This is a genomic window from Streptomyces flaveolus (assembly GCF_044765825.1).
GTDB classification, from domain to species: domain Bacteria; phylum Actinomycetota; class Actinomycetes; order Streptomycetales; family Streptomycetaceae; genus Streptomyces; species Streptomyces flaveolus.
In genome coordinates this window covers 171,346-195,384 of sequence record NZ_JBIWKU010000012.1, presented here as the reverse complement: position 1 = coordinate 195,384, position 24,039 = coordinate 171,346, and the positions used below count along the sequence as shown (strand labels likewise).

Annotated in this window: 21 protein-coding genes and 6 tRNA genes; 18 read left to right on the top strand and 9 right to left on the bottom strand. The window is 72.9% G+C overall.

Annotation, left to right across the window (positions count from 1 at the left end; all coding sequences use genetic code 11):
- Nucleotides 1-103: 103 nt before the first annotated feature.
- The 5 genes from ACIRG6_RS30850 (at nt 104) to ACIRG6_RS30830 (ending at nt 8,884) form a co-directional block, all read left to right on the top strand.
- Nucleotides 104-742, top strand: coding sequence for a GNAT family N-acetyltransferase (locus ACIRG6_RS30850; RefSeq protein ID WP_318217793.1), 639 nt, complete (start codon nt 104-106; stop codon nt 740-742).
- A 116-nt stretch (nt 743-858) separates the two neighbouring features.
- Entirely contained in the window at nt 859-2,085 is a 1,227-nt protein-coding gene (gene cbiE / locus ACIRG6_RS30845; RefSeq protein ID WP_364676739.1) for a precorrin-6y C5,15-methyltransferase (decarboxylating) subunit CbiE, read from the top strand.
- Between the two features lie 394 nt (nt 2,086-2,479).
- Nucleotides 2,480-6,580, top strand: a complete 4,101-nt coding sequence (gene cobT / locus ACIRG6_RS30840) for a nicotinate-nucleotide--dimethylbenzimidazole phosphoribosyltransferase (protein ID WP_403325095.1) — start codon at nt 2,480-2,482, stop codon at nt 6,578-6,580.
- Between the two features lie 227 nt (nt 6,581-6,807).
- On the top strand, nt 6,808-8,040 hold the full coding sequence (cobA, locus tag ACIRG6_RS30835) for a uroporphyrinogen-III C-methyltransferase (protein WP_350719141.1): 1,233 nt from the start codon (nt 6,808-6,810) through the stop codon (nt 8,038-8,040).
- A gap of 1 nt (nt 8,041) precedes the next feature.
- Nucleotides 8,042-8,884, top strand: coding sequence for a TrmH family RNA methyltransferase (locus ACIRG6_RS30830; RefSeq protein WP_318217789.1), 843 nt, complete (start codon nt 8,042-8,044; stop codon nt 8,882-8,884).
- Between the two features lie 136 nt (nt 8,885-9,020).
- Here ACIRG6_RS30830 and ACIRG6_RS30825 read toward each other — a convergent pair whose 3' ends face one another.
- On the bottom strand, nt 9,021-10,490 hold the full coding sequence (locus tag ACIRG6_RS30825) for a serine/threonine-protein kinase (RefSeq protein ID WP_403325106.1): 1,470 nt from the start codon (nt 10,488-10,490) through the stop codon (nt 9,021-9,023).
- Between the two features lie 515 nt (nt 10,491-11,005).
- On the opposite strand from ACIRG6_RS30825, the gene ACIRG6_RS30820 reads away from it, so the two are divergent.
- The 3 genes from ACIRG6_RS30820 (at nt 11,006) to ACIRG6_RS30810 (ending at nt 13,151) form a co-directional block, all read left to right on the top strand.
- Entirely contained in the window at nt 11,006-11,188 is a 183-nt protein-coding gene (locus ACIRG6_RS30820) for a hypothetical protein (RefSeq protein WP_189230586.1), read from the top strand.
- A gap of 606 nt (nt 11,189-11,794) precedes the next feature.
- On the top strand, nt 11,795-12,766 hold the full coding sequence (locus tag ACIRG6_RS30815) for a phosphotransferase family protein (protein ID WP_403325094.1): 972 nt from the start codon (nt 11,795-11,797) through the stop codon (nt 12,764-12,766).
- A 100-nt stretch (nt 12,767-12,866) separates the two neighbouring features.
- On the top strand, nt 12,867-13,151 hold the full coding sequence (locus ACIRG6_RS30810; RefSeq protein ID WP_189230588.1) for a TFIIB-type zinc ribbon-containing protein: 285 nt from the start codon (nt 12,867-12,869) through the stop codon (nt 13,149-13,151).
- A gap of 53 nt (nt 13,152-13,204) precedes the next feature.
- Here the strand turns inward: ACIRG6_RS30810 and ACIRG6_RS30805 are convergent.
- From ACIRG6_RS30805 to ACIRG6_RS30785, 5 genes are all read right to left on the bottom strand, one after another.
- Nucleotides 13,205-13,276, bottom strand: a tRNA-Val gene (locus ACIRG6_RS30805).
- 14 nt (nt 13,277-13,290) lie between these two features.
- Nucleotides 13,291-13,362, bottom strand: a tRNA-Val gene (locus tag ACIRG6_RS30800).
- Between the two features lie 19 nt (nt 13,363-13,381).
- Nucleotides 13,382-13,453: transfer RNA gene (locus tag ACIRG6_RS30795), tRNA-Val, on the bottom strand.
- Between the two features lies 1 nt (nt 13,454).
- Nucleotides 13,455-13,528: transfer RNA gene (locus ACIRG6_RS30790), tRNA-Cys, on the bottom strand.
- A gap of 38 nt (nt 13,529-13,566) precedes the next feature.
- Nucleotides 13,567-13,639: transfer RNA gene (locus ACIRG6_RS30785), tRNA-Gly, on the bottom strand.
- A 178-nt stretch (nt 13,640-13,817) separates the two neighbouring features.
- On the opposite strand from ACIRG6_RS30785, the gene ACIRG6_RS30780 reads away from it, so the two are divergent.
- Genes ACIRG6_RS30780 through ACIRG6_RS30770 form a run of 3 tightly spaced genes read left to right on the top strand, consistent with a single transcriptional unit; the run spans nt 13,818 to nt 16,564 of the window.
- Entirely contained in the window at nt 13,818-14,870 is a 1,053-nt protein-coding gene (locus ACIRG6_RS30780) for a chorismate-binding protein (RefSeq protein ID WP_403325093.1), read from the top strand.
- The gene (locus ACIRG6_RS30775) at nt 14,867-15,688 is read left to right on the top strand and encodes an aminotransferase class IV (RefSeq protein ID WP_239770042.1); all 822 of its coding nucleotides are present in this window, start codon (nt 14,867-14,869) and stop codon (nt 15,686-15,688) included. The genes ACIRG6_RS30780 and ACIRG6_RS30775 overlap by 4 nt, the downstream gene beginning before the upstream one ends.
- Nucleotides 15,689-15,739: 51 nt before the next feature.
- On the top strand, nt 15,740-16,564 hold the full coding sequence (locus ACIRG6_RS30770) for a GNAT family N-acetyltransferase (protein ID WP_403325092.1): 825 nt from the start codon (nt 15,740-15,742) through the stop codon (nt 16,562-16,564).
- Nucleotides 16,565-16,584: 20 nt separating this feature from the next.
- Here the strand turns inward: ACIRG6_RS30770 and ACIRG6_RS30765 are convergent, their stop codons facing one another.
- The gene (locus tag ACIRG6_RS30765; protein WP_364676729.1) at nt 16,585-17,109 is read right to left on the bottom strand and encodes a DsbA family protein; all 525 of its coding nucleotides are present in this window, start codon (nt 17,107-17,109) and stop codon (nt 16,585-16,587) included.
- Nucleotides 17,110-17,311: 202 nt separating this feature from the next.
- Between ACIRG6_RS30765 and ACIRG6_RS30760 the strand changes: the two genes are divergently transcribed.
- Together ACIRG6_RS30760 and ACIRG6_RS30755 are read left to right on the top strand one after the other, a co-directional pair.
- Entirely contained in the window at nt 17,312-17,752 is a 441-nt protein-coding gene (locus ACIRG6_RS30760; protein ID WP_239770047.1) for a hypothetical protein, read from the top strand.
- 144 nt (nt 17,753-17,896) lie between these two features.
- Nucleotides 17,897-18,076, top strand: coding sequence for a hypothetical protein (locus ACIRG6_RS30755; protein ID WP_161168424.1), 180 nt, complete (start codon nt 17,897-17,899; stop codon nt 18,074-18,076).
- 51 nt (nt 18,077-18,127) lie between these two features.
- Here ACIRG6_RS30755 and ACIRG6_RS30750 read toward each other — a convergent pair whose 3' ends face one another.
- Both ACIRG6_RS30750 and ACIRG6_RS30745 read right to left on the bottom strand, forming a co-directional pair.
- Nucleotides 18,128-18,688, bottom strand: a complete 561-nt coding sequence (locus ACIRG6_RS30750) for a CGNR zinc finger domain-containing protein (protein ID WP_364676727.1) — start codon at nt 18,686-18,688, stop codon at nt 18,128-18,130.
- A 569-nt stretch (nt 18,689-19,257) separates the two neighbouring features.
- Nucleotides 19,258-19,671 (bottom strand): SsgA family sporulation/cell division regulator, encoded by a 414-nt coding sequence (locus ACIRG6_RS30745; protein ID WP_004002642.1) that lies wholly within the window; start codon nt 19,669-19,671, stop codon nt 19,258-19,260.
- A gap of 191 nt (nt 19,672-19,862) precedes the next feature.
- On the opposite strand from ACIRG6_RS30745, the gene ACIRG6_RS30740 reads away from it, so the two are divergent.
- From ACIRG6_RS30740 to ACIRG6_RS30720, 5 genes are all read left to right on the top strand, one after another.
- Nucleotides 19,863-20,315 carry a TIGR02611 family protein gene (locus tag ACIRG6_RS30740; protein ID WP_364676725.1) on the top strand — a complete coding sequence of 151 codons (453 nt, stop codon included), beginning with the start codon at nt 19,863-19,865 and terminating at the stop codon, nt 20,313-20,315.
- 79 nt (nt 20,316-20,394) lie between these two features.
- Nucleotides 20,395-20,466 (top strand) — tRNA-Val (locus tag ACIRG6_RS30735).
- Between the two features lie 383 nt (nt 20,467-20,849).
- Complete coding sequence (locus tag ACIRG6_RS30730) at nt 20,850-22,139, top strand: ABC transporter substrate-binding protein (RefSeq protein WP_403325091.1); 1,290 nt, start codon at nt 20,850-20,852, stop codon at nt 22,137-22,139.
- A complete protein-coding gene (locus ACIRG6_RS30725) occupies nt 22,139-23,140 on the top strand; it encodes a carbohydrate ABC transporter permease (protein WP_318217782.1) in 1,002 nt (333 codons plus the stop codon). Before ACIRG6_RS30730 ends, ACIRG6_RS30725 begins: the two co-directional genes overlap by 1 nt.
- The gene (locus ACIRG6_RS30720; protein ID WP_239770057.1) at nt 23,137-24,027 is read left to right on the top strand and encodes a carbohydrate ABC transporter permease; all 891 of its coding nucleotides are present in this window, start codon (nt 23,137-23,139) and stop codon (nt 24,025-24,027) included. The genes ACIRG6_RS30725 and ACIRG6_RS30720 overlap by 4 nt, the downstream gene beginning before the upstream one ends.
- The last annotated feature ends 12 nt before the right edge of the window (nt 24,028-24,039 follow it).

Genomic DNA, 24,039 nt, shown 5'->3' with positions numbered 1-24,039 from the left:
CCTTCCCCGGGGAGTGGGACCCGGTGGTGCGGCTGAGTGCTTTCATGCTGCATGCTGGGCAGTTCAGCAGGCCCTGACGGTCACACAGGTTACGGAGCGGCGCATGACGAGCACCTTCCCCAACATCTCCATCAGCACGGAGCGGTTGGTGCTGCGCCCCCTCGACGAGGACGACGTCCCCGCCCTCGCGGCGATGATGAACGACGAGCAGGTCGCCGCGTGGACCCACGTCCCGCAGCCCTTCACCGAGGAGGGCGCCCGCACCTGGATCACCGAGTACGCCCCCGCCGAACGCACCGCCGGCCGCGGACTCGACCTCGCCGTCACCGAGTTCCTCACCCAGCGGCTGGTCGGCATCGTCCAGCTCACCAAGACCAACTGGCACGTACGGTCCACCGAGCTGTCGTACATCGTCGCCCCGTGGGCCCGCGGCGAGGGCTACGCCTCCGAGGCGGCGCTCGCCACCGCGCAGTGGCTCTTCGGCGACCAGAAGTTCGAGCGCATCGAGCTGCGCACCGCGGCCGACAACACCGCTTCCCAGCAGGTCGCCCAGAAGATCGGCTGCATCAGCGAGGGCGTCCTGCGCAACGCCTGCATAGCGCGCATGCGCACCGACGACGGCACCTGGACCGACGTGCGCACCGACTTCATCGTGTGGAGCCTGCTGCCCGAGGACATCGAGGGCGCGGCGGAGCAACTGGCCGACAGCGACGGTTTCACCACCTTCACCGACTGGAACTGACCTGGGGGACGGCGGCGTCACCAGCACGCCCCAAGCCGCACCAGGTACCCTCACGGAGCCCGCCACGAGCGGATTCCGCGACCACGACCTGCGAAGACCCCTGGAGACTGACGACGATGGCCGACCGGGTCACGGTGATCGGCTGGGACGGTTCGCCGCTGACCGCCGCGGCACGCGCAGCCCTGGGCGCCGCCACGCTGGTGGCCGGCGCCGCACACCACCTCGCGCTCCCCGAGGTGCCGCCCGCCGCCGAACGCATCCGGCTCGGCAGCGTCGCCCTCGCCGCCCGCCGCATCGCCGCCCACCGGGGCACGGCGGTCGTCCTCGCCGACGGCGACCCCGGCTTCTTCGGCGTCGTCCGCACCCTGCGCGCGCCCGAGTTCGGCCTGGAGGTCGAGGTCGACCCCGCCGTCTCCTCCGTGGCCGCCGCCTTCGCCCGCGCCGGCATGCCCTGGGACGACGCCCATGTGGTGGTCGCCCACCCCCGTACGCTGCGCCGCGCGGTGAACGTATGCCGGGCCCACAGCAAGGTCGCGGTCCTCACCTCCCCGGGCGCCGGCCCCGCCGAACTCGGTCTCCTGATGGAGGGCGTCCACCGCACCTTCGTCATCTGCGAGGAACTCGGCACCGCCCGCGAGCAGGTCACCGTCGTCACCTCCGACAAGGCCGCCGACCACTCCTGGCGCGACCCGAACGTCGTCATCGTCGTCGGCGGCGCCACCGGCCCGGGCACCCCGTCCGACGGGGGCGGCTGGATCGCCGGCCGGGACCCCGCCGCCGGACCGCGCGGCTGGTCGCTGCCCGCCGATGCCTACGGCGGCGAACTCGGCGAGGGCGAGACCGAGCTGCTGCGCACGGCCCAACTCGCCCGGCTGGGACCGCGCCTCGGCGACCTGGTGTGGGACATCGGCTGCGGCAGCGGAGCCTTCGCCACCGAGGCCGCGCGCGGCGGCGCCGCCGTCATCGCCGTCGACCGGGACCGGGACGCCTGCGCCCGCACCGAGGCCACCGCACGGCACTTCGGCGTCCAGCTCCAGACCGTGCACGGCACCGCCCCGCACGTCCTGGAGAACCTCCCCGAACCGGACGTCGTCCGCGTCGGCGGCGGGGGAGCGGCCGTCGTCTCCGCGGTCGCCGACCGCCGGCCGCAGCGCATCGTCGCCCACGCGGCGACCCGTGACGCCGCCGAACTCGTGGGCAGGGACCTGTCGGAGCACGGCTACCGCGTCGAGTGCGCCCTGCTGCAGTCCGTCGGACTCGACACCCGCGCCTGGACGGAGACGGAGCGGAGCGTCGCGTTCCTGCTCAGCGGAGAAATCCTGCGGCGCGAACCGCCTCGTTGAGGGGCGGTGGCCGGGCGTCGGGCGGGACTGACCGACCGCGCCCCGTGATCGGATCGTCGTACCGCGCGGGGTAGGCTGGCGGATTGTTGTACCGCACTCGGACACCGGACGCTTCGTCGTCCAATGTCCTGAAAACCCGCCAGTTTTGGGTGGTGTGTGGTACGGCAGAACCGGAGGACGCGCAACGTGGCGCAGTCCACAGCGGGCCGTCGCGGATCAAGCTGTCGTGACGGGGGAACGACCGCGACAATGCCACTCAATGGCTTTGTCGTCTTTTCCGGCGGGTCGTTCGTGCCGCTGGGCACGCACGCTCGTTCTTCACTACGGGGCGGTCGGTGCGCCGTCCCGGGTGAGCTGGTCGTAGAAGCACTAACCGATGGGCGAGGGGTTACGCATGACCGACACCGGCCAGATCCCGGGCGAGGGGCTGCCGGAGAACTCAGGCATGGTGGAGCAGCCGGGCGTCCCCGCACCCGGCGCGTACACCTACCTCTCCGAGACCACCGCCGAGGACGAGGACCTCCTGCTGCTGCCGGGCGCCCAGAGCGCCTGGGGCAACGAGGTCGCGCCGCCCGCGCCGGAGCCGGTCGTCGAGACCGTGCACCAGCCGGGTCCGCACGAGATGTCCGGCCGCGACAGCGGTTCGGTCGACCTCGGCGGCGTCCGCCTCCCGGAGCCGGCCGCGGAGCCCACGGCCGCGCCGTCCCCGCCGCGCCGGCCCCTGCACCTGGGTCCGCCGATCCCCGACACCTCCGCCAGCCCCGTCCGCTCCCTCGCCGACCGGGGCCCCGCCGACATGCCGGCGCGGCACGCCGGACCGCCGACCGTCGGCCCCGAGTACCTCGACGTCCCGCAGGCCGCCGCGATGCCTCCGCAGGGGGCGGCGCCCTGGGACGCGCAGGCGGCCCCGTCGAGCGCCGGGGCGGCGCCTGCGGAAACGGTTGTTCCGGTACCGGGGCAGCGTCCCGAGCCGGTGGGCGCGGCCCAGGCACTCGTCACCCGCGTGGCGACGGAGGCCGTGGCGGCGACCGGCGGCGTCCCGGCGCCGGGGGAGACCGGTGAGGCCGGGGCCGAGACGGACGCGCAGGCCGTGCCGGGTGACGGGACGACCCCCGCGACGGGCGGCGCGCTGGAGGCCGACGGTGTCCCCGAGGCCGATGGTGCCCAGGCTGCCGACGGTGCCCTCGGGGCCGGTGATGTCCCGGGAGCGGTGGCCGCACAGCAGCCGCCCGCGCAGGAACCGGGCCCCGCGCCGGGACCGGCTGACGCACCGGCATCCGAGGCGCTCGCGCCCGATTCCGTGCCGGCTCCCGAGCCGGTCGCACCTGAGTCCGTGCCGCTTGCCGAGGTTCCCGAGGCCGGGACCGAGACCGTGCCGGGACCGGAGGCCGGCCAGGCCGCCGCCGTGACGCACGCGCCGGAGGCCGGTGCCGAGCAGCCCGGCGCGTCGGAACCTGCTCCCATACTGGCCCCGGGTGAGGGCGTAGCGGCCCCCGAGATGCCCGCGTCCGAGCCCGAGGCAGAGGTGCCCGCGTCTGATTCCGCCTCGGTTTCGGAAGCGGTCGCCCAGTCCGAGCTGGCTCCCGAGCCCGCGCCCGCCGTCGAGACGCCCGCTCCCGAGTCCGCGCCGGTTCCTGAGGCGCTCGCGCCCGAGCCCGAGCCGGCTCCCGAGCCCGCGCCCGCCGTCGAGACGCCCGCGCCCGAGTCCGAGCCGGTCGCGCCCGAGTCCGAGCCGGTCGCCGAGGCTGCCGAGGCCGGGACCGAGACCGTGCCGGGACCCGAGGCCGGCCAGGCCGCCGCCGTGATGAACGCGCCGGAGGCCGGTGCCGAGCAGCCCGGCGCGTCGGAGCCTGCTCCCCTACTGGCGCCGGGGGAGGGCGTAGCGGCCCCCGGAATGCCCGCGTCCGGGCTCATGCCGGCCGCCGACGCGCCCGCGCCCGTCGCGGAAATGTCCGAGCCGCCCGTGGCGGGCGAGGCCGAGCCGGTCGCCGAGCCGGCGGAAGACCCCGCGTCCCAGTCGTCCCCGGCCGTGGATCAGCCCCAGCCCGTGGAGCCGACCCCGATGGCCGAGTCGGTCCCGACCGCTGGCCCGCCCGTGGCGGCCGAGCCCGTCGTCCCGGCGGAAGCGACCCCGACCGCCGAGCCCATCGTTCAGGCCGAGCCGACCGCGACCACGGAGCCGGCCCCGGCCCCCGCGCCGCAGCAGCCTCAGCCCGCCGACGCGCCCGCGCCCCAGGAGGCCCAGGCCCCCGCCGTGCCCGGACCCGCCCCGGAGGCACCCGCGGACCAGACGGCCGCCCCCGCGGCGGTCGTTGCCGAGGAGGCCGAGGAGGCCGCCGCCGTGCAGGACCACCCCGCGCAGCCCCACCCGGAACTGCCGCACCCCGCCCAGGGCCCCCAGTCCCTGCCGGACACCGACGCGACGCCCCACACGCACACGGCCACGACGCGGCCCGCAGACCCGGCGGAGCACCCGGTGTCCCACCCGGACCAGCCGGTGGGCCGGTTCGTGCCGGTCGGCGATGGCAAGGTGCCCACCACCCCGCACCTCGCGCCGACCCCGCCCGAGGCCCTCGTCCTCCCCCCGGAGGCACACGACGCACCGGCCCATGACGCCGTCGCCGACGTCCCCGCCCCGCGCGAGACCGACGCCGAACTCGTACAGAACGCCGACGACCTGGACACCCGGGACGCCGGACAGGAAGACCAGGAAGACCCGCACGTGAGCACGGCCGCAGAGGCAGACGTACGACAGTCCACCGGCCCGGCCGCACCCGCCTACGACGACGCCGAACGCGAGGCCGTCCTGAAGGTCATGCGGGAACGCCGGGACATCCGCAACGGCTTCCGCGGCGACCCCATCCCGCACGAGGTGCTGCTCCGCGTCCTGGAGGCCGCCCACACCGCGCCCTCCGTCGGCCACTCGCAGCCCTGGGACTTCGTCGTCATCCGCTCCGCCGACACGCGGCGCGCGATGCACGAACTGGCGATGCGGCAGCGCGACGCGTACGCGAAGTCCCTCCCCAAGGGCCGGGCCAAGCAGTTCAAGGAACTGAAGATCGAGGCCATCCTCGACACCCCGGTCAACATCGTCGTCACCGCCGACCCGACCCGCGGCGGCCGGCACACCCTGGGCCGGCACACCCAGCCGCAGATGGCGCCGTACTCCTCCGCGCTCGCCGTCGAGAACCTCTGGCTCGCCGCCCGCGCCGAGGGCCTCGGCGTCGGCTGGGTCAGCTTCTTCGACGAGCGGGAGATGGTCCGCGCCCTCGGCCTGCCCGAGCACCTGGAGGTCGTCGCCTACCTGTGCGTCGGGTACGTCGACGAGTTCCCGGACGAGCCCGAGCTGATGCAGGCCGGCTGGTCCAAGCGCCGCCCGCTGTCGTGGGTCGTCCACGAGGAGACGTACGGCCGCCGCGCCCTGCCCGGCGAGGCCCCGCACGACCTGCTCGCGGAGACTGTCGCGCAGATCCGACCGCTGGACGCCAAGGCGCTCGGCGAGGCATGGGAGCGCCAGAAGCGCATGACCAAGCCGGCCGGTGCGCTCGGCATGCTGGAGATCATCTCCGCGCAGCTGTCCGGGCTGTCACGCCAGTGCCCGCCGCCCATCCCGGAGCCCGCGGCCGTCGCCGTCTTCGCCGGTGACCACGGAGTGCACGCCCAGGGCGTCACGCCGTGGCCGCAGGAGGTCACCGCCCAGATGGTGGCCAACTTCCTGGGCGGGGGAGCGGTCTGCAACGCCTTCGCCACCCAGGTCGGCGCCGAGGTCTGCGTCGTGGACGTCGGTGTCGCCGCCGACCTGCCCGCCACCCCCGGTCTGCTGCCCCGCAAGGTCCGCGCCGGCACCTCCGACATGACCACCGGCCCCGCGATGACCCGCGAGGAGGCCGCGCAGGCCATCGAGGTGGGCATCGAGACCGCCCGCGACCTGGTCGCGGCCGGCAACAAGGCGCTGCTCACCGGCGAGATGGGCATCGCGAACACCACCGCGTCCGCCGCCCTGATCTCCGTGTTCACGGGTGCCGACCCCGCCGAGGTCACCGGCCGAGGCACCGGCATCAACGACGAGACGCTGGCCCGCAAGACGGAGGTCGTGCGCCGGGCGCTGGACCTCCACCAGCCGGACCCGGCCGACCCCATCGGCGTGCTCGCGGCGATCGGCGGCTTCGAGCACGCGGCCATGGTCGGCCTGCTGCTCGGCGGCGCCTCCCTGCGCACCCCGGTGATCCTGGACGGCGTCAGCGCCGGAGCCGCCGCCCTCGTCGCCCGCGCGATCGCCCCCGAGGTCCTCGCGGCCTGCATCGCCGGTCACCGCAGCGCCGAGCCCGGCCATGTCGCCGCGCTCAACAAGCTGGGCCTGCGCCCCCTGGTCGACCTCGACCTCCGCCTCGGCGAGGGCACCGGCGCGCTGCTCGCCCTGCCGATGGTGCAGAGCACGGCGCGGGCGATGCACGAGGTGGCGACGTTCGACTCCGCGGGCGTCACCGAGAAGTAGCCGTCGCACGGGGGACCGGGACCACGGTTCCGGTCCCCCTGTCGACCTGTCGACCTGTCGGCTCCCGCGGCCGTGGGCACCCGTCCGCATGGCGGAACGCAGGGGCACAACCGCCCACGGCCCGCACCGGCAACGCAGTCCAACCACCGGACCACCTGGGCCCCAGAGGCCACCCCGCCATAAAATCCGCACGTCAGCGCCACCGCCGCAAGAGGAGCCGTCCCCTCATGGCCGAACACCCCGCCTACCCCGTAGGCCTCCGCCTCACCGGCCGCCGTGTGGTCGTCCTCGGCGGCGGACAGGTCGCCCAGCGCCGCCTCCCGGCCCTCATCGCCGCGGGCGCGGACATCCGCCTCGTCTCCCCCGAGGCGACCCCCTCGGTCGAGGCCATGGCGGACGCGGGCGAGATCACCTGGGAGAAGCGCCCGTACACCGAAGGGGACCTCGCCGACGCCTGGTACGCCCTGATCGCCACCAGCGACACCGCCGCCAACACCGCGGCCTCCGCCGAGGCCGAACGGCACCGCGTCTGGTGCGTCCGCTCCGACGACGCCGACGCGGCCACCGCCTGGACCCCGGCCACCGGCACCAGCGAGGGCGTGACGGTCGCCGTGCTCACCACCGACGCCCGCGGCCGCGACCCCCGCCACACCGCCGCCATCCGCGACGCGGTCGTGGAGGGCCTGCGCGACGGCACCCTCGTCGCCCCGCACCACCGCACCCGCACCCCCGGCGTCGCCCTGGTCGGCGGCGGCCCCGGCGACCCGGACCTGATCACCGTCCGCGGCCGCCGCCTGCTCGCCGAAGCAGACGTCGTCATCGCCGACCGGCTCGGCCCCCGCGACCTGCTCGCCGAGCTGCCGCCGCACGTCGAGGTCATCGACGCGGCGAAGATCCCCTACGGCCGGTTCATGGCGCAGGAGGCCATCAACAACGCGCTGATCGAGCACGCCAAGCAGGGCAAGTCGGTCGTACGGCTCAAGGGCGGCGACCCGTTCGTCTTCGGCCGGGGCATGGAGGAGGCGCAGGCGCTGGCCGAGGCGGGCATCGCGTGCACCGTCGTCCCCGGCATCTCCAGCTCCATCTCGGTCCCCGGCGCGGCCGGCATCCCGGTCACCCACCGGGGCGTCGCCCACGAGTTCACCGTGGTCAGCGGGCACGTCGCCCCCGACGACGAGCGTTCCCTGGTCGACTGGCCGTCCCTCGCGAAGCTCACCGGCACGCTGGTGATCCTCATGGGCGTCGACAAGATCGGCCGGATCGCCGAGACCCTCGTCGCGCACGGCAGGTCCCCCGAGACCCCGGTCGCCCTGGTCCAGGAGGGCACGACCGCCGCCCAGCGCCGGGTCGACGCCACCCTCGCCACGGTCGCCGAGACCGTCGTCGCCCAGGAGATCAAGCCCCCCGCGGTCATCGTCGTCGGCGACGTCGTCAACCAGGGGCCGCAGGGAACCGCGTGACATGGCCGAGCCCATCACCCTCCACGACCCCGACGACCCCCGTCTGCACGACTACACGAACCTGACCGACGTCCAGCTGCGCCGTCGGCGCGAACCCGCCGAGGGCCTGTTCATCGCCGAGGGCGAGAAGGTCATCAGGCGGGCCGCCCAGGCGGGCTACGCCATGCGGTCGATGCTGCTGTCGGCCAAGTGGGTCGACGTCATGCGCGACGTCATCGACGCCACCCCCGCCCCGGTGTACGTGGTGGACCCCGCGCTCGCCGAGCAGGTCACCGGCTACCACGTGCACCGCGGTGCCCTCGCCTCCATGCAGCGCGAACCGCTGCCCACGGTGTCCGACCTGCTGCGCGCGACGCCCGCGCACGGACGGGGGGAAGGCACGGTCCGCCGCGTCGCGGTCTTCGAGGACATCGTCGACCACGCCAACGTCGGCGCCGCCTTCCGCAACGCCGCCGCCCTCGGCGTCGACGCGGTCCTCCTCACCCCGCGCTGCGCGGACCCGCTCTACCGGCGGTCCGTGAAGGTGTCGATGGGCGCCGTCTTCCAGGTGCCGTGGACCCGCCTGGAGTCCTGGCCTGCGGACATCGACACGCTGCGCTCCGAGGGCTTCACGGTCGCCGCGCTCTGCCTGAGCGACCGAGCCGTCACCCTCGACGAACTCGCCGCGAAGGAACACGGGAAACTCGCCCTGCTCTTCGGCACGGAAGGCACGGGTCTCACCCCCGGGGCGCTCGCCGCGGCCGACGAACACGTGCGCATCCCGATGGACGCCGGCGTCGACTCCCTCAACGTGGCAGCCGCCTCGGCGGTCGTCTTCTACGTCACCCGTCCGGGAGCCGCCTGACCCCGCCGCCCCGCGCCCGTAGCCGGGGGCAGTCAGGCGGCACGGGTGGGTGCTGGGGGTACCCCCTCCGGGGGAGGCCCCGGCAGCGGCGGCCGTGCGCCGCCAGGCGTGGCGACGACGACCCGGACCGGGCAGATCAGAGCCCGGACGTACCCAGTTCCGGCGCGTCGGCGCGCACGTCGACCTGTTCCTGCTGAGCCCGTACCCCGCCCCGCTCGTCACCGAGCCCCCGGGACGGCCCCTGGCATCCCTGCGCGGCGGCGATACCCAGGGCGACCAGCAGCGTCACCACCACGAACACGGTCAGCCGCTGTCGCAGCAGCCGCGGATTCGCGGGACGCAGCCGGGTCCCCGTGGTCCTCTGCCCAGGACGGCCGGACCCGCGCGGCCCGGGCCGGCTGCTGCCGCCGGAGCGGGTACCGTTCCGCCCGGTGTCGCGGGAGGCGGGCATGGGCCGCGCCCCCGACCGGGATCCCGCGCGGCCGCCGCGCGAGGCACCGCCGCGGGACGTGCTGTCGCGGGACGTGCTGTCGCCCCGTGCGGACGAGCCCCCGCGTGAAGGCACGTCACCGCGTGAGGAGGGGCCTCTGCCGCGCGCGGGCGTACCACCCCGGGAGGCCCCCGAGGCACCCCGGGGCGCGTGAGTGCCGTGACCGCCCGGCTGCCCCTGCGGGCGCCGCTGGACGCGCTCACGCTCCGGGTAGGTGTCGGCGAGCTGTCCCGTGGGCCGGTCCGCCTCCGCGGAACGCGGCGCGGGCGGCCGTACGTCGGCGATCCCGTGGGCCTCCCGGGCGGCGATCTCCTTGAGCCGCAGGGAGAGCTGGAGGGTGCTGGGCCGCTCGTCCGGGTCCTTCGCCAGGCACGCACGGACCAGCGGTGCGAGGGCGTCCGGGACGCCGTGGAGCTGGGCCTCCTCGTGCACCACGCGGTACAGCATCACCTCGGAGCTGCCGTGTCCGAAGGGCGAGTCGCCCATCGAGGCGTACGCCAGCGTGGCACCCAGCGAGAACACGTCGGTGGCCGGCGTGACGGCCGCCCCGCGCACCTGTTCCGGCGCGAGGAATCCGGGCGAGCCGACCGCCGTGCCGACGTGCGTGAGCGTCGAGGCGCCCGTCGCCCAGGCGATGCCGAAGTCGATGATCCGCGGCCCCTTCGGGGACAGCAGGATGTTGGACGGCTTCAGGTCCCGGTGCACGACCCCCGCCTCGTGCACGGCGACCAGGCCCTCGGACAGGGCGGCCCCGACGGCGGCGACGTCCGCCGCACCGAGCGGGCCCTCGTCGACGACCTTGTCGTGCAGGGACGGCCCGGGGACGTACTGCGTCGCGAACCACGGCCGGTCCGCGTCCAGGTCCGCGGCGACCAGCCGCGCGGTGCACCCGCCGCGGATCCGCCGGGCCGCCGACACCTCGCGGGCGAACCGGGACCGGAACTCCTGGTCCTCCGCGAGGTCCGGCCGGATGACCTTCAGCGCCACCCGTTGCCCCTTCTTGTCGGAGCCCAGGTAGACCACGCCCATACCGCCCGCGCCGAGCCGTCTGTGAAGCCTGAACGAGCCGACGACGCGCGGGTCCTCGCGCCTCAGGCGCATCATCGCCATGTTCATCCCCGCTGCCCGGTCCCTGTGACGTGCCACAGCTTACGTTTCCACGGCCGCCCGCGCGCAGAGGCCGCGCCCTCTCCGCCCAAGGGATTGTCGGTACGGGACGCGAGAGTTGAAGGACGGTCAGACCCCCGGGGGGCATGCGCGCCCGGCAGAGCCGGTGATCCCAACCGCCGGGCGTGGCCGGGGGATTGGTCCACGGAAGAACGATCATGCGGGGCGGCGCCGCCGGCCGGTGCCGGGACCGCGAGCCGAGCGTCGCGCACGTGATCGAAGTCACCGGACGGCGGGTGTCCCTTCCGGGAAGACCCCGAAACGCACGGGCCGGTCTCCACCCAGGGGAGTACACCGCGGTGGACGGCTCATCCTCCGGGAGGCCCGGCAATCGGTACGAGGGCATGACGTCCGGTGGTCCCCGGGCGCCTAGATTTGAGGTCAAGCGGCGGGTGCAGCACTCGTCCCCCGAGGTCAGACGCCCGCCGCTGCCAAAGACAACGGAATCGGTCAGGAGAGGGACCATGGCCCAGACGGCACCGCGGACACTGCTCCGCACACGGGAACAGCGCCGTCAGGGACGTCGTCACCCTGTGGTGGCGACGCTCATGGCCCTGCCCCTGGCGGTCCTGCTCCTCCTCGTCTTCGACGGGTGGGAGACAGTGGCCACACAGGCGTCGTCCGTGGGTGTGATGCTGGGGCGCTGAGAGGCGACCCCCAGGCCCGGAAGAGCGGTCCGGGCGGGGACATCCACCCATGAAACCCCGTGGGGACGGGGGTGCGGCGGACGGCAAAATGCCGGCGCAGCTGGGGAGCTGCGCCGGCATTGCTTTTCCCCCACCACCCACACACCGGCCCCACGCCCCGCCGCCCGCCACAGCCCCGGCCCGCGATGCCGCCCTCGTCGGGGGCACCACGCCGCCCAGCCGCGGCCCGCCCTGGCCCGCCCATATAGCCGCGGCCCGCCCTGCCCGCGATGCCGCTCTCGGTGGGGGAGCCATGCCACCCCAGCCGCGGCCCGCCCTGCCCACCCGCATGCTGCGGCCCGGCCCGGCCCGCGCGCCCGCCCGCATAGCTGCGGGCAGTCGTGCCGCTGGGGCGGCACGGGTGGGCGCAGCGGCACCCGGGCAGCGCCGGGCCGCACCCCCCACCCCGCCACGCACCCACGCCCGGCACCCGTGGACGCCGGGCCACGCGACCCACCCCGCCCCGCACCCACGCCGGACACTCGTAGACGCCGCTCCGCGCGCCCCCACCCCTCACCGCACACCAAGACACCCGCACCGCCCCCACCACCCCCGTACCCTCACCCCGTGACCCCGGACTCCCTCCTCCCCGCCCTGACGGCCCACGCCAGGGAAGCCGCCCACGCCAGGGAAGCCGCCCACGCATACCCACCCACCCCCTGCCCCTGCGGCGCAGCCACCCTCGCCGACCGCCCCGACGCCACCGTCGTCCGCCACGCCGGCACCGTCGCCAAGGCCCACGCCGCGGACGCCGACCCGGCCGAGCTGGCACTCCGGGTCACCATCGCCGCCGGTTTCCCCGGCGTCCTCCTCCCCCCGCTCCACCCCACCCCCACCGACCTGCACGGACGGCTGGTCACCCACTGGCCCTACGGCACCCCCGTCGACCCCGACGCCCCGGACGCCGCGCCGTGGGAGGCCGCCGCCACCCTCCTCGCCCTCCTCCACCGCGCCCCGTCCCCCGTCGCCGGGACACCCGTCATGCGCGGCCCCGAGAAGGCGGCCCGCGCCGTCGCCCGGCTGCGGACCACCGCCCCGCACCACCCGGGCACCGCCCCCGTACTGCGGGCCTGGGCCGCGCTTCCCGCCTGGGCACGCGGCGAGGCCGCCATGCCGGACACCACCACCCTCTGCCACGGCGACCTCCACCTCGGGCAGCTCGTACGCCACCCCGCCCCCGACGGCCCCTGGCTGCTGATCGACGTCGACGACCTGGGCGTGGGCGTGCCCGCCTGGGACCTGGCCCGGCCGGCGGCCTGGTACGCCTGCGGGCTGCTCCCGCCCGACGAGTGGGACCGCTTCCTGACCGCCTACCGCGCGGCGGGCGGCCCGGCCGTGCCGCCGGACGGCGACCCCTGGCCCGCCCTGGACGTGCCGGCGCGTGCCCTCACCGCACAGACCGCGGCCCGCGCCCTCACCAAGGCCGCCGCGGCCGGCCGCCCCCTGGACGAGGTGGAACAGTCCCTGGTCGACGCCTGCGCGCGGATGGGCGCCGTCACCCCTGCCGCCCCCGCCCCGCCCTCCTGCCCGCCGAGTTGAGCCGGGGTTTCCCGAAGTAGGGTGCAACCGACCGCCGCCGGACGGAGTCTGTCCTGGCGATACGCGAAGCAGGACCGACCGGCGAGGAGTTGAGCCGAGCATGCAGTGCCCCAAGTGTCACGCACCGATGCACACCTACAACCGCAACGGCGTTCAGATCGAGCAGTGCAGCGGCTGCCGCGGGATCTTCCTCGACTACGGGGAGCTGGAGTCGCTGACCCGCCTGGAGGCGCAGTGGTCCCAGCCCGCGCCGCCGGCCCCGCCCGCCGCCCCGCAGGCCTACCCGGCCGCACCGGCTCCCGCCTGGGGCGCCCCGCAGGCCGGCCACGGCCACTACGGTCACCACCGCCAGAAGAGCTTCGGCCGCATGCTGTTCTCCAGCTGAGCGCGGACACGACGAAGCCCCGGCCGTACGAGACGGCCGGGGCTTCGGCGATGTGGACGATACTGGGATTGAACCAGTGACCTCTTCCGTGTCAGGGAAGCGCTCTCCCGCTGAGCTAATCGTCCTGGGAGACACTGCGTGCGCGATACTGGGATTGAACCAGTGACCTCTTCCGTGTCAGGGAAGCGCTCTCCCGCTGAGCTAATCGCGCGGGGGACCCGAAGGTCCAGTGGACGATACTGGGATTGAACCAGTGACCTCTTCCGTGTCAGGGAAGCGCTCTCCCGCTGAGCTAATCGTCCTTGGAGGTGGAGACGGGATTTGAACCCGTGTAGACGGCTTTGCAGGCCGTTGCCTCGCCTCTCGGCCACTCCACCAGGAGTGTAGGAGACCCGGGAGGCCTCCTGTTCCTGCGAGCGGACGACGAGGCTCGAACTCGCGACCTCAACCTTGGCAAGGTTGCGCTCTACCAACTGAGCTACGTCCGCCTGTCGGTTCGGTCCGCTTGCGCGTCCCGGCGACGTGTTGAACTCTAGCGGATTCCGGAGCCAGCACAAAAACGCGTTTGTGCAGCGTGCTGCGGTGCCCCGGCGCACGGACCTGGTCAGGGCCCCCGGAAGGACACGTTCGGGTCACCTCGACGACACGCCGCCTAGACTCGGCCACGTGCTCCACCTCCCTCCCCTCGCCCGTTTCGGCGACCGTCTCGCCACGGGTCTCCTCGACGTCACGAGCGATCCCGCCGCCCTCGAATCCCGTGGCTTCTGGGCCGTGTGCGCGGACTTCGAGGGCCGTCTGACCTGCGCACGCTTCGCCGACGTACGGATGCGCGCCGTCCCCGCGCCGGTGCCGGGCCGGTGGCGGGGGCCGGCCGTCGGTGACTGGACGTCGTCCCTCGACCGCGACGCGTACACCGCCGCCGTGCGCCGCATCCGCGCGTACATAGCCACCGGCGAGGTCTACCAGGCCAACCTCTGCCGGGTGCTGTCGGCGCCCGTCGCCCCCCACGCCGACGTGGACGCCCTCACCGCGCTGCTGGCCCGCGGCAACCCCGCGCCGTACGCGGGAACGATCCGGCTGCCCGGCCACGGGGTCGAGATCGCCACCGCCTCGCCCGAGCTGTTCCTGCGCCGGGACGGCGGGACCGTCGAGTCCGGGCCGATCAAGGGCACCGGACGGACCGAGGCCGACCTGCTGGACAAGGACTACGCCGAGAACGTGATGATCGTGGACCTGGTCCGCAACGACATCGGGCGGGTCTGCGCCACGGGCAGCGTGACGGTGCCCGACCTGTGCGCCGTCGAGAAGCACCCGGGGCTGGTCCATCTCGTGTCCACCGTGCGCGGCGAACTGCGCGACGGCGCCGGCTGGCCGGAACTGCTCGGCGCCGCCTTCCCGCCCGGTTCCGTCACCGGCGCCCCCAAGTCGAGCGCCCTGCGGATCATCGAGGAGCTGGAGACCACGCCCCGGGGCCCCTACTGCGGCGGCATCGGCTGGGTCGACGCCGACCGGGGCACCGGCGAGCTGGCCGTCGGCATCCGCACCTTCTGGATCGACCGGGCCGCGGGGCTGCTGCGCTTCGGCACGGGCGCCGGCATCACCTGGGGTTCCGACCCCGAGGGGGAGTGGCGGGAGACCGAACTGAAGGCGTCCCGCCTGCTCGCGGTAGCGTCGGGTGCGTACGAGGCGGACGGAAGTGGAGAGGCGCAACAGACGTGAAGATCTGGCTCGACGGCGGACTGCAGGACATCGAGTCCGCCCGTGTCTCCGTGTTCGACCACGGGCTGACCGTGGGCGACGGCATCTTCGAGACGGTCAAGGCGGTGGACGGCAGGCCGTTCGCGCTGACCCGGCACCTCGACCGGCTGGCCCGCTCGGCCCGCGGGCTGGGCCTGCCCGACCCCGACCTCGACCTGGTCCGCCGCGCCTGCGCCGCCGTCCTCGAGGCCAATCCCATGCCGCTCGGCCGGCTGCGGATCACCTACACCGGCGGCCACGGTCCGCTGGGCTCCGACCGCGGGGAGCACGGCACGACCCTGGTGGTCGCCCTCGGCGAGACCGGCCGCCGTCCCGACTCCACGGCCGTGATCACGGTGCCCTGGACCCGCAACGAGCGCGGCGCGCTCACCGGCCTGAAGACCACCTCCTACGCCGAGAACGTCGTCGCCCTGGCCCGCGCCCGCGAACGAGGCGCCACCGAGGCCCTGTTCGGCAACACGGTCGGGCAGCTGTGCGAGGGCACCGGGTCGAACGTCTTCGTCGTCCTCGACGGCGAGATCCACACCCCGCCGGTCGCCTCGGGCTGCCTCGCCGGGATCACCCGGGCCCTGGCCGTCGAGTGGACCGGCGCCCGCGAGACCGATCTCCCGCTGGACGTCCTGGAGCGCGCCGACGAGGTGTTCCTGACCTCCACCCTGCGGGACGTGCAGGCCGTGCACCGGATCGACGACCGCGAACTGCCGGGCGCCCCAGGCCCGGTGACCGCCAAGGCCATGCGGATCTTCGAGGAGCGCTCCGGGGACGACCTCGACCCGTGAGGCGGGATATTCGGCTGCTCCGCGGGCCGCGCGGAGGGTAGAACATCCCTGATGACCACGACCCTGCGGCCGACCGAGCCGCTCCAGCGCGCAGCCGACGGGAGCCGTTCACGCCGCTACCAGGTGTGCGTGAACAGCCGTCCCGTCGGCGCGGTACACCTCGGCACCTCCCCGGCCTTCGGCGACTCGGTGGCGGTGATCCACCGGCTGAGCATCGACGAACCCGACCGCCGGCGCGGAAGGGGCACGGTCGCCGCCCTCGCCGCGGAGGAGGTGGCACGGAGCTGGGGCTGCCGGCAGATCCAGGTGAGCGTCGCCGGCGACGGCGAGGCGGGCCCGCACCTCGCCGGGGGGCTCGGCTACGTCCTGCGCACCCGCGGCATGGTGAAATCACTCGGCGGCACTCCGCCCGCCCTCCCCGCGGGCAGCAGCCCGCGCCCCATGTCGCCCGCCGAGTTCGGCGCCTGGCAGACCTACCAGTCCGAGCAGTACGCCCGCACCTGGATGGAGCAGGGCGTCCCGGAGGCCGAGGCCCGCGCCAAGGCCCGCAACGACCACCGGACACTGCTGCCACAGGGTCTGGACACCGAGAACATGCTGTTCAGCGTGCTCCAGCACAACGGCGACCGGGTCGGCATCCTGTGGCTGGCGCTGCGCGAGGACCGGGCCTATGTCTTCGACGTCGAGGCCGACGCGGCCCACCGCGGGCAGGGTCACGGCCGCACGCTGATGCTCCTCGCGGAGACCCAGGCCCTCGCCGCCGGCCGGCGCCTCGTCGGCCTGAACGTCTTCGTGGGCAACACCCCGGCCGAGCGGCTCTACGAGTCGCTCGGCTACGAGACCACTCGGTACAACTACTACAAGCCGTTGCTGTAGCGGCGGTGACGGGGGGCGGTTCAGGCCTCCTGGCCGGCCAGGAGCCGGTCCACGATCTCCTCGATGCGTTCGCGCAGCCCCTCCTGGCTCTTGCCGCCGTCGAGGCGCTCGCCGTCGATCACGTACGTGGGGGTGCCGGTCACGCCGATCGCCTTGCCCTCGGCCTGGTCGGCGTCGACGATCAGGATGTGCCGGCCGTCGACGAGGGCTGTGTCGAACTCGTCCGCGTCCAGTCCCAGTTCCCGGGCCACCTCGACCAGGAGGGCTTCTCCCTTGCGGTCCAGCTCAGCGACCCGGCCCAGTACGGCCTCCACGTACGGCCAGCCCCCGCCCTGCTCCATGGCCTCCTCGGCGGCCTGGGCGGCGGCGAAGGCGTGCTTGTGCTTCTCCAGCGGGAAGTGCCGCAGCCGCACCTCGAGACGGTCGCCGTAGCGGGCGCGCAGGGCGCGGACGTCGTCCAGGGCGGTGTGGCAGTCCGGGCACTGCAGCTCGCACCAGACGTCGAGAACGGGAACGGCGGCAGGCGCGGGGTGGGAGTCGCTCATGCCCCCAGTCTTCCAGCCTCCGCGAGGGCGGCCCAACCGGACCCGGGGCGCCGCCGGTGTACGCCGTCACCGGCACCTGGGGAGGAGCCGACCCCTAGATCTCCCTGAAGTCGGGCCGGAGCGTGGCCCGTGCGGGCCCCGGCGGTGCAGGATGGAAGGGACGAAATACTCCTGCCCGACCGAGTCCAGCCTGGAGGACCGGATGATTGCCGAGACCGTCTGCTCCGCGGTGTCCGCGGCCGGCCTGGGCATCGCGGCGGTCACCGCGTACCGCAGGCGATTCCTCGCGGCCGTCCGTATCGCCGCGTACTCACTGATTCCGGTCGGCCTGGTGATGACGGGTGTCGTGGAGTGGCTGGCCGACACGGCCTTCAGCCCGACGGCCTGGGCCGGCTTCGCCGTGCTGGGCGTGGCCTGGCTGCTGTTCATGACCACGCGCGCCGTGGAGCGCCGCCGCGGCGGCACCCGCAAGGAACGCAAGGAGGCCCGTGCCGCCGCACAGCGCGAGGCGGTCGCCCCGTCGGCCTCCAAGCCCACCCTGGGCGGCTCCGCCACCCCCGCCTCGCCCCGGCCCGCGAGCGCGCCCCGCGGCGACGAGGACTTCAGCGACATCGAGGCCATCCTGAAGAAGCACGGCATCTGAAACGACACAGCGGTCCGGGCCCGTCAGCGGGCGCTCCGGAATGATCACAACGTGGACCGGACCTTGCGGAATTCAACGACCACCTGGTCCTTACGGGCGTGTTGATCGCGCCGGGCGGGTGCGCTGCGTCATCATCGCCGCGAGATGCCGGACCCGACTCAGCTGGACACACAGCTGGACACGAGACAGAGCGAAACCGCGCCACCGCAGGACGAACCGCGCGGCTGCCTCTTCGCCCTTTCCCAGCCACCGCTCATGATCTTCCTCGCGGTGATCGGGTGTCTGATCCTCATGGCTGCGTTGCACGACCTGCTGTTGCTGTGAGCCGTACCCGCGGTCCCCGGCGTCACCCGCCGGGGCCGTGTCGGCCCGTGGTCAGCCCGTGGCCTCCTTGCGCCGCGCCCGGTACGCGGCCACGTGCAGCCGGTTCCCGCACGTGCGGCTGTCGCAGTACCGCCGCGAGCGGTTGCGGGAGAGATCGACGAAGGCGCGCCGGCAGTCGGGCGCCTCGCAGCGGCGCAGTCGCTCCTGCTCCCCGGCGACCACGAAGAACGCCAGGGCCATGCCGCAGTCGGCGGCCAGGTGATCGGCGACCGAGGCGCCGGGCGCGAAGTAGTGGATGTGCCAGTCGTAGCCGTCGTGGTCGGTGAGCCGGGGGGTGGTCCCGGCGGCGGCGACCAGTTCGTTGATCAGCCCGGCGGCGGCACGGGGCTCCGGGGCGGCGAAGACCGCCGCGAACCGTCCGCGGATCTTGCGCACCGCCGCGAGGTCCAGCTCCGAGAGGACGCCCACGTCGCTGATCTCGTGCGTTCCCACGAAATCCTCGAGGGCCGCGACGTCCGGCAGCCCGTCCGGTGCCGATTCGTCCTCCGGCACGGTGTTCACCAGATCCACCACGGTGTCGAGCGCGCACCGGGTGTCGTGGGTGATCAGCACGTTCTGCTCCCTGGCCTGGGGGTCGGGCGCGGGCGCCCGCCGATGCTGGCCGATGGTAGTGGCTTCCGCGGTGGCCGGACCGGCTCCGCCCACGGCCCCGGCCCGCGGTTGCCGATACAACGCCGCCGACCCGCCCTTGGTTCCCGAGCCCCGTCCCGTCTCGGCCCTCCGCTGCCAGGCGCGGCCCCACGCCCTGCCCCCGCCCTCGACGGCCGCGCACGATCCCGCGCCTCTGTCACGCACGTTTCGCGGCCCAGGGACCCTTCCGCCCCCGCTCGGGCATACGGCCCGCGCTACGGCTGTCTCCGCGTCCCCGGCTGCCGCGCACGTCGGCCCCGCAGCCAAAGGGGCCCCTTCTGTCCCGGCTCGGGCACACGGGCCCGCTACTGCTCTCCCCGCCCTCGCCGCAGGGCCCCCTGCGGCGACGGGCGCCGCAGGGACACGCACGCGCACCGGCGCCGCCACGCGGGGATCCGCGGTGGCGACGCCGCTGTGTGCCGTATGCGGTTGTCCGGGCCCGTGCCGTCACCCCGAGTCGACGGCGACGGGCTGCTTCACGGGGCCTCGCCCTAGCTTTCCGCCAGGATGTGCGAGAGCTCCTGGTCGAGATCGAAGTGCCGGTGTTCCGTGCCGGGGGGCACGGCGGCGTCTGTGCGCTTCAGGAAGGACTCCAGAGCACGTGCCGGGGCCTCGAGCAGTGCCTCGCCCTCCGGGGAGCTCAGGGCGATGCACACGACGCCCTGACCGTGACTGCGCGACGGCCAGACTCGGACGTCGCCCGTGCCGGTGGGGCGATGGAGGCCTTCGGCGAGGAGGTCGCGGGCGAACACCCACTCGACGGTTTCCTCGGCTCCGGTGTGGAAGGTGGCGTGCACGGCGTAGGGGTCGGCCGTGTCGTACCGCAGGCCTGCGGGGACAGGCAGGGAGGACTCGCTCGACACAACGAGGCGCAGGTGCAGCTCGCAGCTGACCGTGGTGTTCATAAGCGCCAGGGCCTTTCGCTCAGTGTGCGCTCGGGGATTCGCACGTCGGCGAAATCGACATGCCACCTACGGTGCCGTTGTAAACCCCTCTGAGTGTTTTGCGTGTGTTTACGTAACTCTTCCGGCCGAAAGATCGTTCGCGGCGTGCGCCCATTCCGGTGACAGGTTTCGCTCCGGTAGTGTTTGGCCGTATGAACACGGGGAGTAACAAACCCGGCGAGGCTGCCGTGGCGCAGGACCGATCGGGGACGGACGGTGCGCCGGAGCAGCGTGAGCTCGGGTCGCGGGCACCGGAATTCATCAAGGCGCGCCGTGCCCTGCACGTCAGCTGGCAGGTCGGCGTCTTCATCGTGGGGCTCGCGGTGGTCGTGGCCGGCATCATCATGCTGCCGCTGCCCGGGCCCGGCTGGGTCGTGATCTTCGGCGGCATGGCGATCTGGGCGACCGAGTTCGTGTGGGCCCAGCTGGTGCTGCGCTGGACCAAGCGCAAGGTCACCGAGGCGGCACAGCGTGCGCTCGATCCCAGGGTGCGGCGCCGGAACATCATCCTGACCTCGATCGGCGTGGTGATCATCGGCGTGCTGGCCGGCATCTACCTGTGGAAGTTCGGACTGCAGATGCCCTGGAAGATCAAGGACCAGTGATCCGCGGCGGGGGTGCGGCCGACCGGCCCCCGCTGGTCACGGGCACCCCCTGACATGGGGTAATGTTCTTCCTGCGTCCGGGCGATTAGCTCAGTGGGAGAGCGCTTCGTTCACACCGAAGAGGTCACTGGTTCGAACCCAGTATCGCCCACCGGATCATCAGGCGGCCCGGCTCACCGATCGTGAGCCGGGCCGCTTTGTCGTGCGCGTGCCCGGCCTGCGGCCGTCCCGCGCGCACGCGGACGGCCGTCCCGGCCGTTCCGCTTCGGCCCGCCTTCATCCAACCGTGACCTTCCGCGGCGCGGTCCCTGCCGGGGCCCTCGGTGTTCGATCGGTCGGTCACGCTGCGTCGACCTGCGGATTTCCCTCCGTGTCGGCCCGGAGGGCCGCGGCTGTCACCGTCGTCGCCCGTTCCCGCGCGCCGGCGATTCCTGTCCGAATCATTGACGTGCCCCCGGGCCCTCCGTAACTTGTGCCAGCAAGCGCTTACTTGAAACGATTCATGGAGCGACGCACCAGCGCGGGGAGGCTCATATGCAGCAGAACGGGAATGCGGAGAGGCGGACGATCCTCAAGGCGGCGGGGGCCTCGCTGGCCGTCGTGGGACTGGGTGCCACGGCCACCGCGTGCGGCGGCGGCAGTGGCGCGGGAGACGGAACGGTGACGATCCGTTATTCCTGGTGGGGTGCCGAGGACCGGGCCGAGCGCATCAACAAGAGCATCGCGCTCTTCGAGAAGAAGTACCCGAAGATCAAGGTCAAGACCGACTTCCAGCAGTACACCGACTTCTGGAAGAAGTTCAACACCCAGGCCTCCGGCGGAAATCCACCGGACGTCTTCCAGAATGCCATCGGATTTCTGCGCAAATACGACGCGAAGAATGTCCTGCTCGACCTGAGTGAGCAGGTCGAGGCCGGCAACCTCTCCATGGACGGTTTCCGGGCCGGTCTGGAGAAGTTCGGCGAGGTCGACGGCAAGCTCCTCGGTGTGCCCGTCGGGTCGAACTCGATGGCCCTGGTCATCGACAAGCCCGTCTACACCCGGGCCGGCGTCGAGCCCGAGCAGGGCTGGACCTGGGACGACTTCGACGACGCGATGACGAAGATCCGCGACAGGACCGGCCGGGCCGGGGACAGCGGCATGTACGGCGTCATGTACCTCTACGACCTGTACCTGCGCCAGAACGGCAAGGCCTTCTTCACCGAGGACGGACTCGGCTTCACCGAGGCGGACCTGACCCAGTGGTGGTCCAAGGCGGAGAAGGGCGTGAAGTCCGGTCTGTTCGCCGACGCCAAGAAGGTCGTCCAGGTCAAGCCCAAGTCGGCGCTCTCCGCCGAACTGGCCGGCAGCGAATTCACCTGGGACAACTTCACCGTCCGCTACACCTCGGAGGGCAAGAGCGAGTACGGTCTCGCGCCCATCCCCACCACGGACGGCAAGAAGACCGGTCAGTACCTCGGCTCCCTGATGCTCAGCGCCTCCAAGCGCACCCAGCACCCGAAGGAGGTCGCCCAGTTCATCGGCTTCATGGTCCACGACCCCGAGGTCGCCAAGATCATGGGCTACGACCGCGGTGTCCCCGCGACCCAGGCCCAGTACGACGCGTACCGGCCGACCGACCCGGTCAACAAGGCGATCGCGGCCTATGAGGAGTCCCTCGTGAAGGCGGGCGTCCTGGAGCCCATCACCCCGCACCCCGCCGGTGCCGACGTCTGCGAGGCCGCGTTCCTGCGCATCGCCGAGGAGATGGCGCTGGGCAAGCGGTCCGTGGACGACGCGGTCGAGCAGTTCTTCAACGAGTCGAAGACGGCTCTCGCCGGCTGATGGGAACCGCCGTGACACACGCCCCCGCGCTGGAGGACCTGACCCGGGACTCCGAGCCTCGGCACGGTCCGGTGAAGACCCCGCGCCCCGCCGCCCTGAAGCGGCGGCGGCGCCGGGACAACCTGGCCGGCTACCTCTTCATGTCCCCCTGGATCGCCGGTTTCCTGCTGCTGACAGCGGGACCGATGGTGGCCTCCCTCTACTTCGCGTTCACCGACTACGACCTGTTCGACGCGCCCCGGTGGATCGGCCTGGACAACTTCTCCGAGATGTTCGGCGACCCCCGCTGGCGCCACTCGGTGCAGGTCACGCTCTGGTACGTCGTCGTCGGCACGCCGATCAAGCTGATCGCCGCCCTCGGCGTCGCGCTGCTGCTGGCGCAGAAGCGGCGCGGACAGGCCTTCTACCGGGCCGCCTTCTACGCCCCGTCGCTGATCGGCGCGAGCGTGTCCATCGCCATCGTGTGGAAGGCGATCTTCTCGGACGACGCGGCCGTCGACCGTACCCAGCAGTTCTTCGGGATCGACGTCGGCGGCTGGACCGGTGACCCGGACCTGATCATCTACAGCCTGGTGGCGCTCACCGTCTGGCAGTTCGGCGCCCCCATGGTCATCTTCCTGGCCGGCCTCAAGCAGGTGCCGCGCGAGCTGTACGAGGCGGCCGACGTGGACGGGGCGGGCAGGCTGCGGCAGTTCTGGAACATCACCCTGCCGATGATCTCCCCGGTGCTCTTCTTCAACGTCCTGCTGGAGACGATCCACTCGTTCCAGATCTTCAGCTCGGCGTACATCGTCGGCGGCGGCGCCGGAGGCAACGCCTGCGGTCCGGCCGACGGCTCGATGGTCTACACCTGCTACCTGTACGTCCAGGGGTTCGAGAACAGCCGCATGGGCCTGGCCTCCGCCATGGCGTGGATGCTGCTCGTCGCGGTCGCCCTGGTGACAGCGGTGCTGTTCTGGTCCCAGAAGCGCTGGGTGCACTACGAGGAGGGCGGCCGATGAGCGCGCAGGCCACCGACGTCACGCCGGCCCGGTCCACGACAGGAGCGCTGCGGCGCAGACTGCCGGGCTCGCTCGCCTGGCACATCGGGTCGCTGGCGATCCTCGCGGTGATCCTCTACCCGGTGATCTGGGTCATCGGCGGCTCGTTCAAGAAGAGCGAGGACATCGTCGGCAGCCTGGACCTCTTCCCGGGCGACCCGGTCGTCTCCAACTACACGAGCCTCGCCGACGGCATCGCGGACATCTCGATCTCCACGTTCTTCTTCAACTCCCTCTTCCTCGCGGTCGGCTCGGTGGTCGGGATCCTGGTGTCCTGCTCGCTCACGGCGTACGCCTTCGCGAAGATCAGGTTCGCGGGCCGCAATGTGCTCTTCACGCTGATGATCGGCACGCTGCTGCTGCCGTACCACGTGCTGCTGATCCCGCAGTACGTGCTGTTCCGCAACATGGGCATGATCAACACGTACACCCCGCTGCTGCTGGGCAAGTACCTCGCCACGGAGGCGTTCTTCGTCTTCCTGATGGTGCAGTTCATGCGCAACCTGCCCCGGGAACTGGACGAGGCGGCCCGGCTCGACGGCTGCGGGCACTTCCGCATCTACTGGTCGATCGTCCTCCCGCTGTGCCGCCCGGCGCTGATCACCAGCGCGATCTTCACCTTCATCAACTCCTGGAACGACTTCATGGGCCCGCTGATCTACCTCAACGAGCCCGGCAAGTACACCGTCTCCCTCGGCCTGAAGATGTTCGTGGACCAGGAAGGGCTGGCCAACTACGGCGGCATGATCGCCATGTCGCTCGTCGCCCTGCTGCCCGTCCTCGCCTTCTTCCTGGCCTTCCAGCGCTACCTGATCGACGGCATGGCGACGTCCGGTCTGAAGGGCTGAGGTGATCCGATC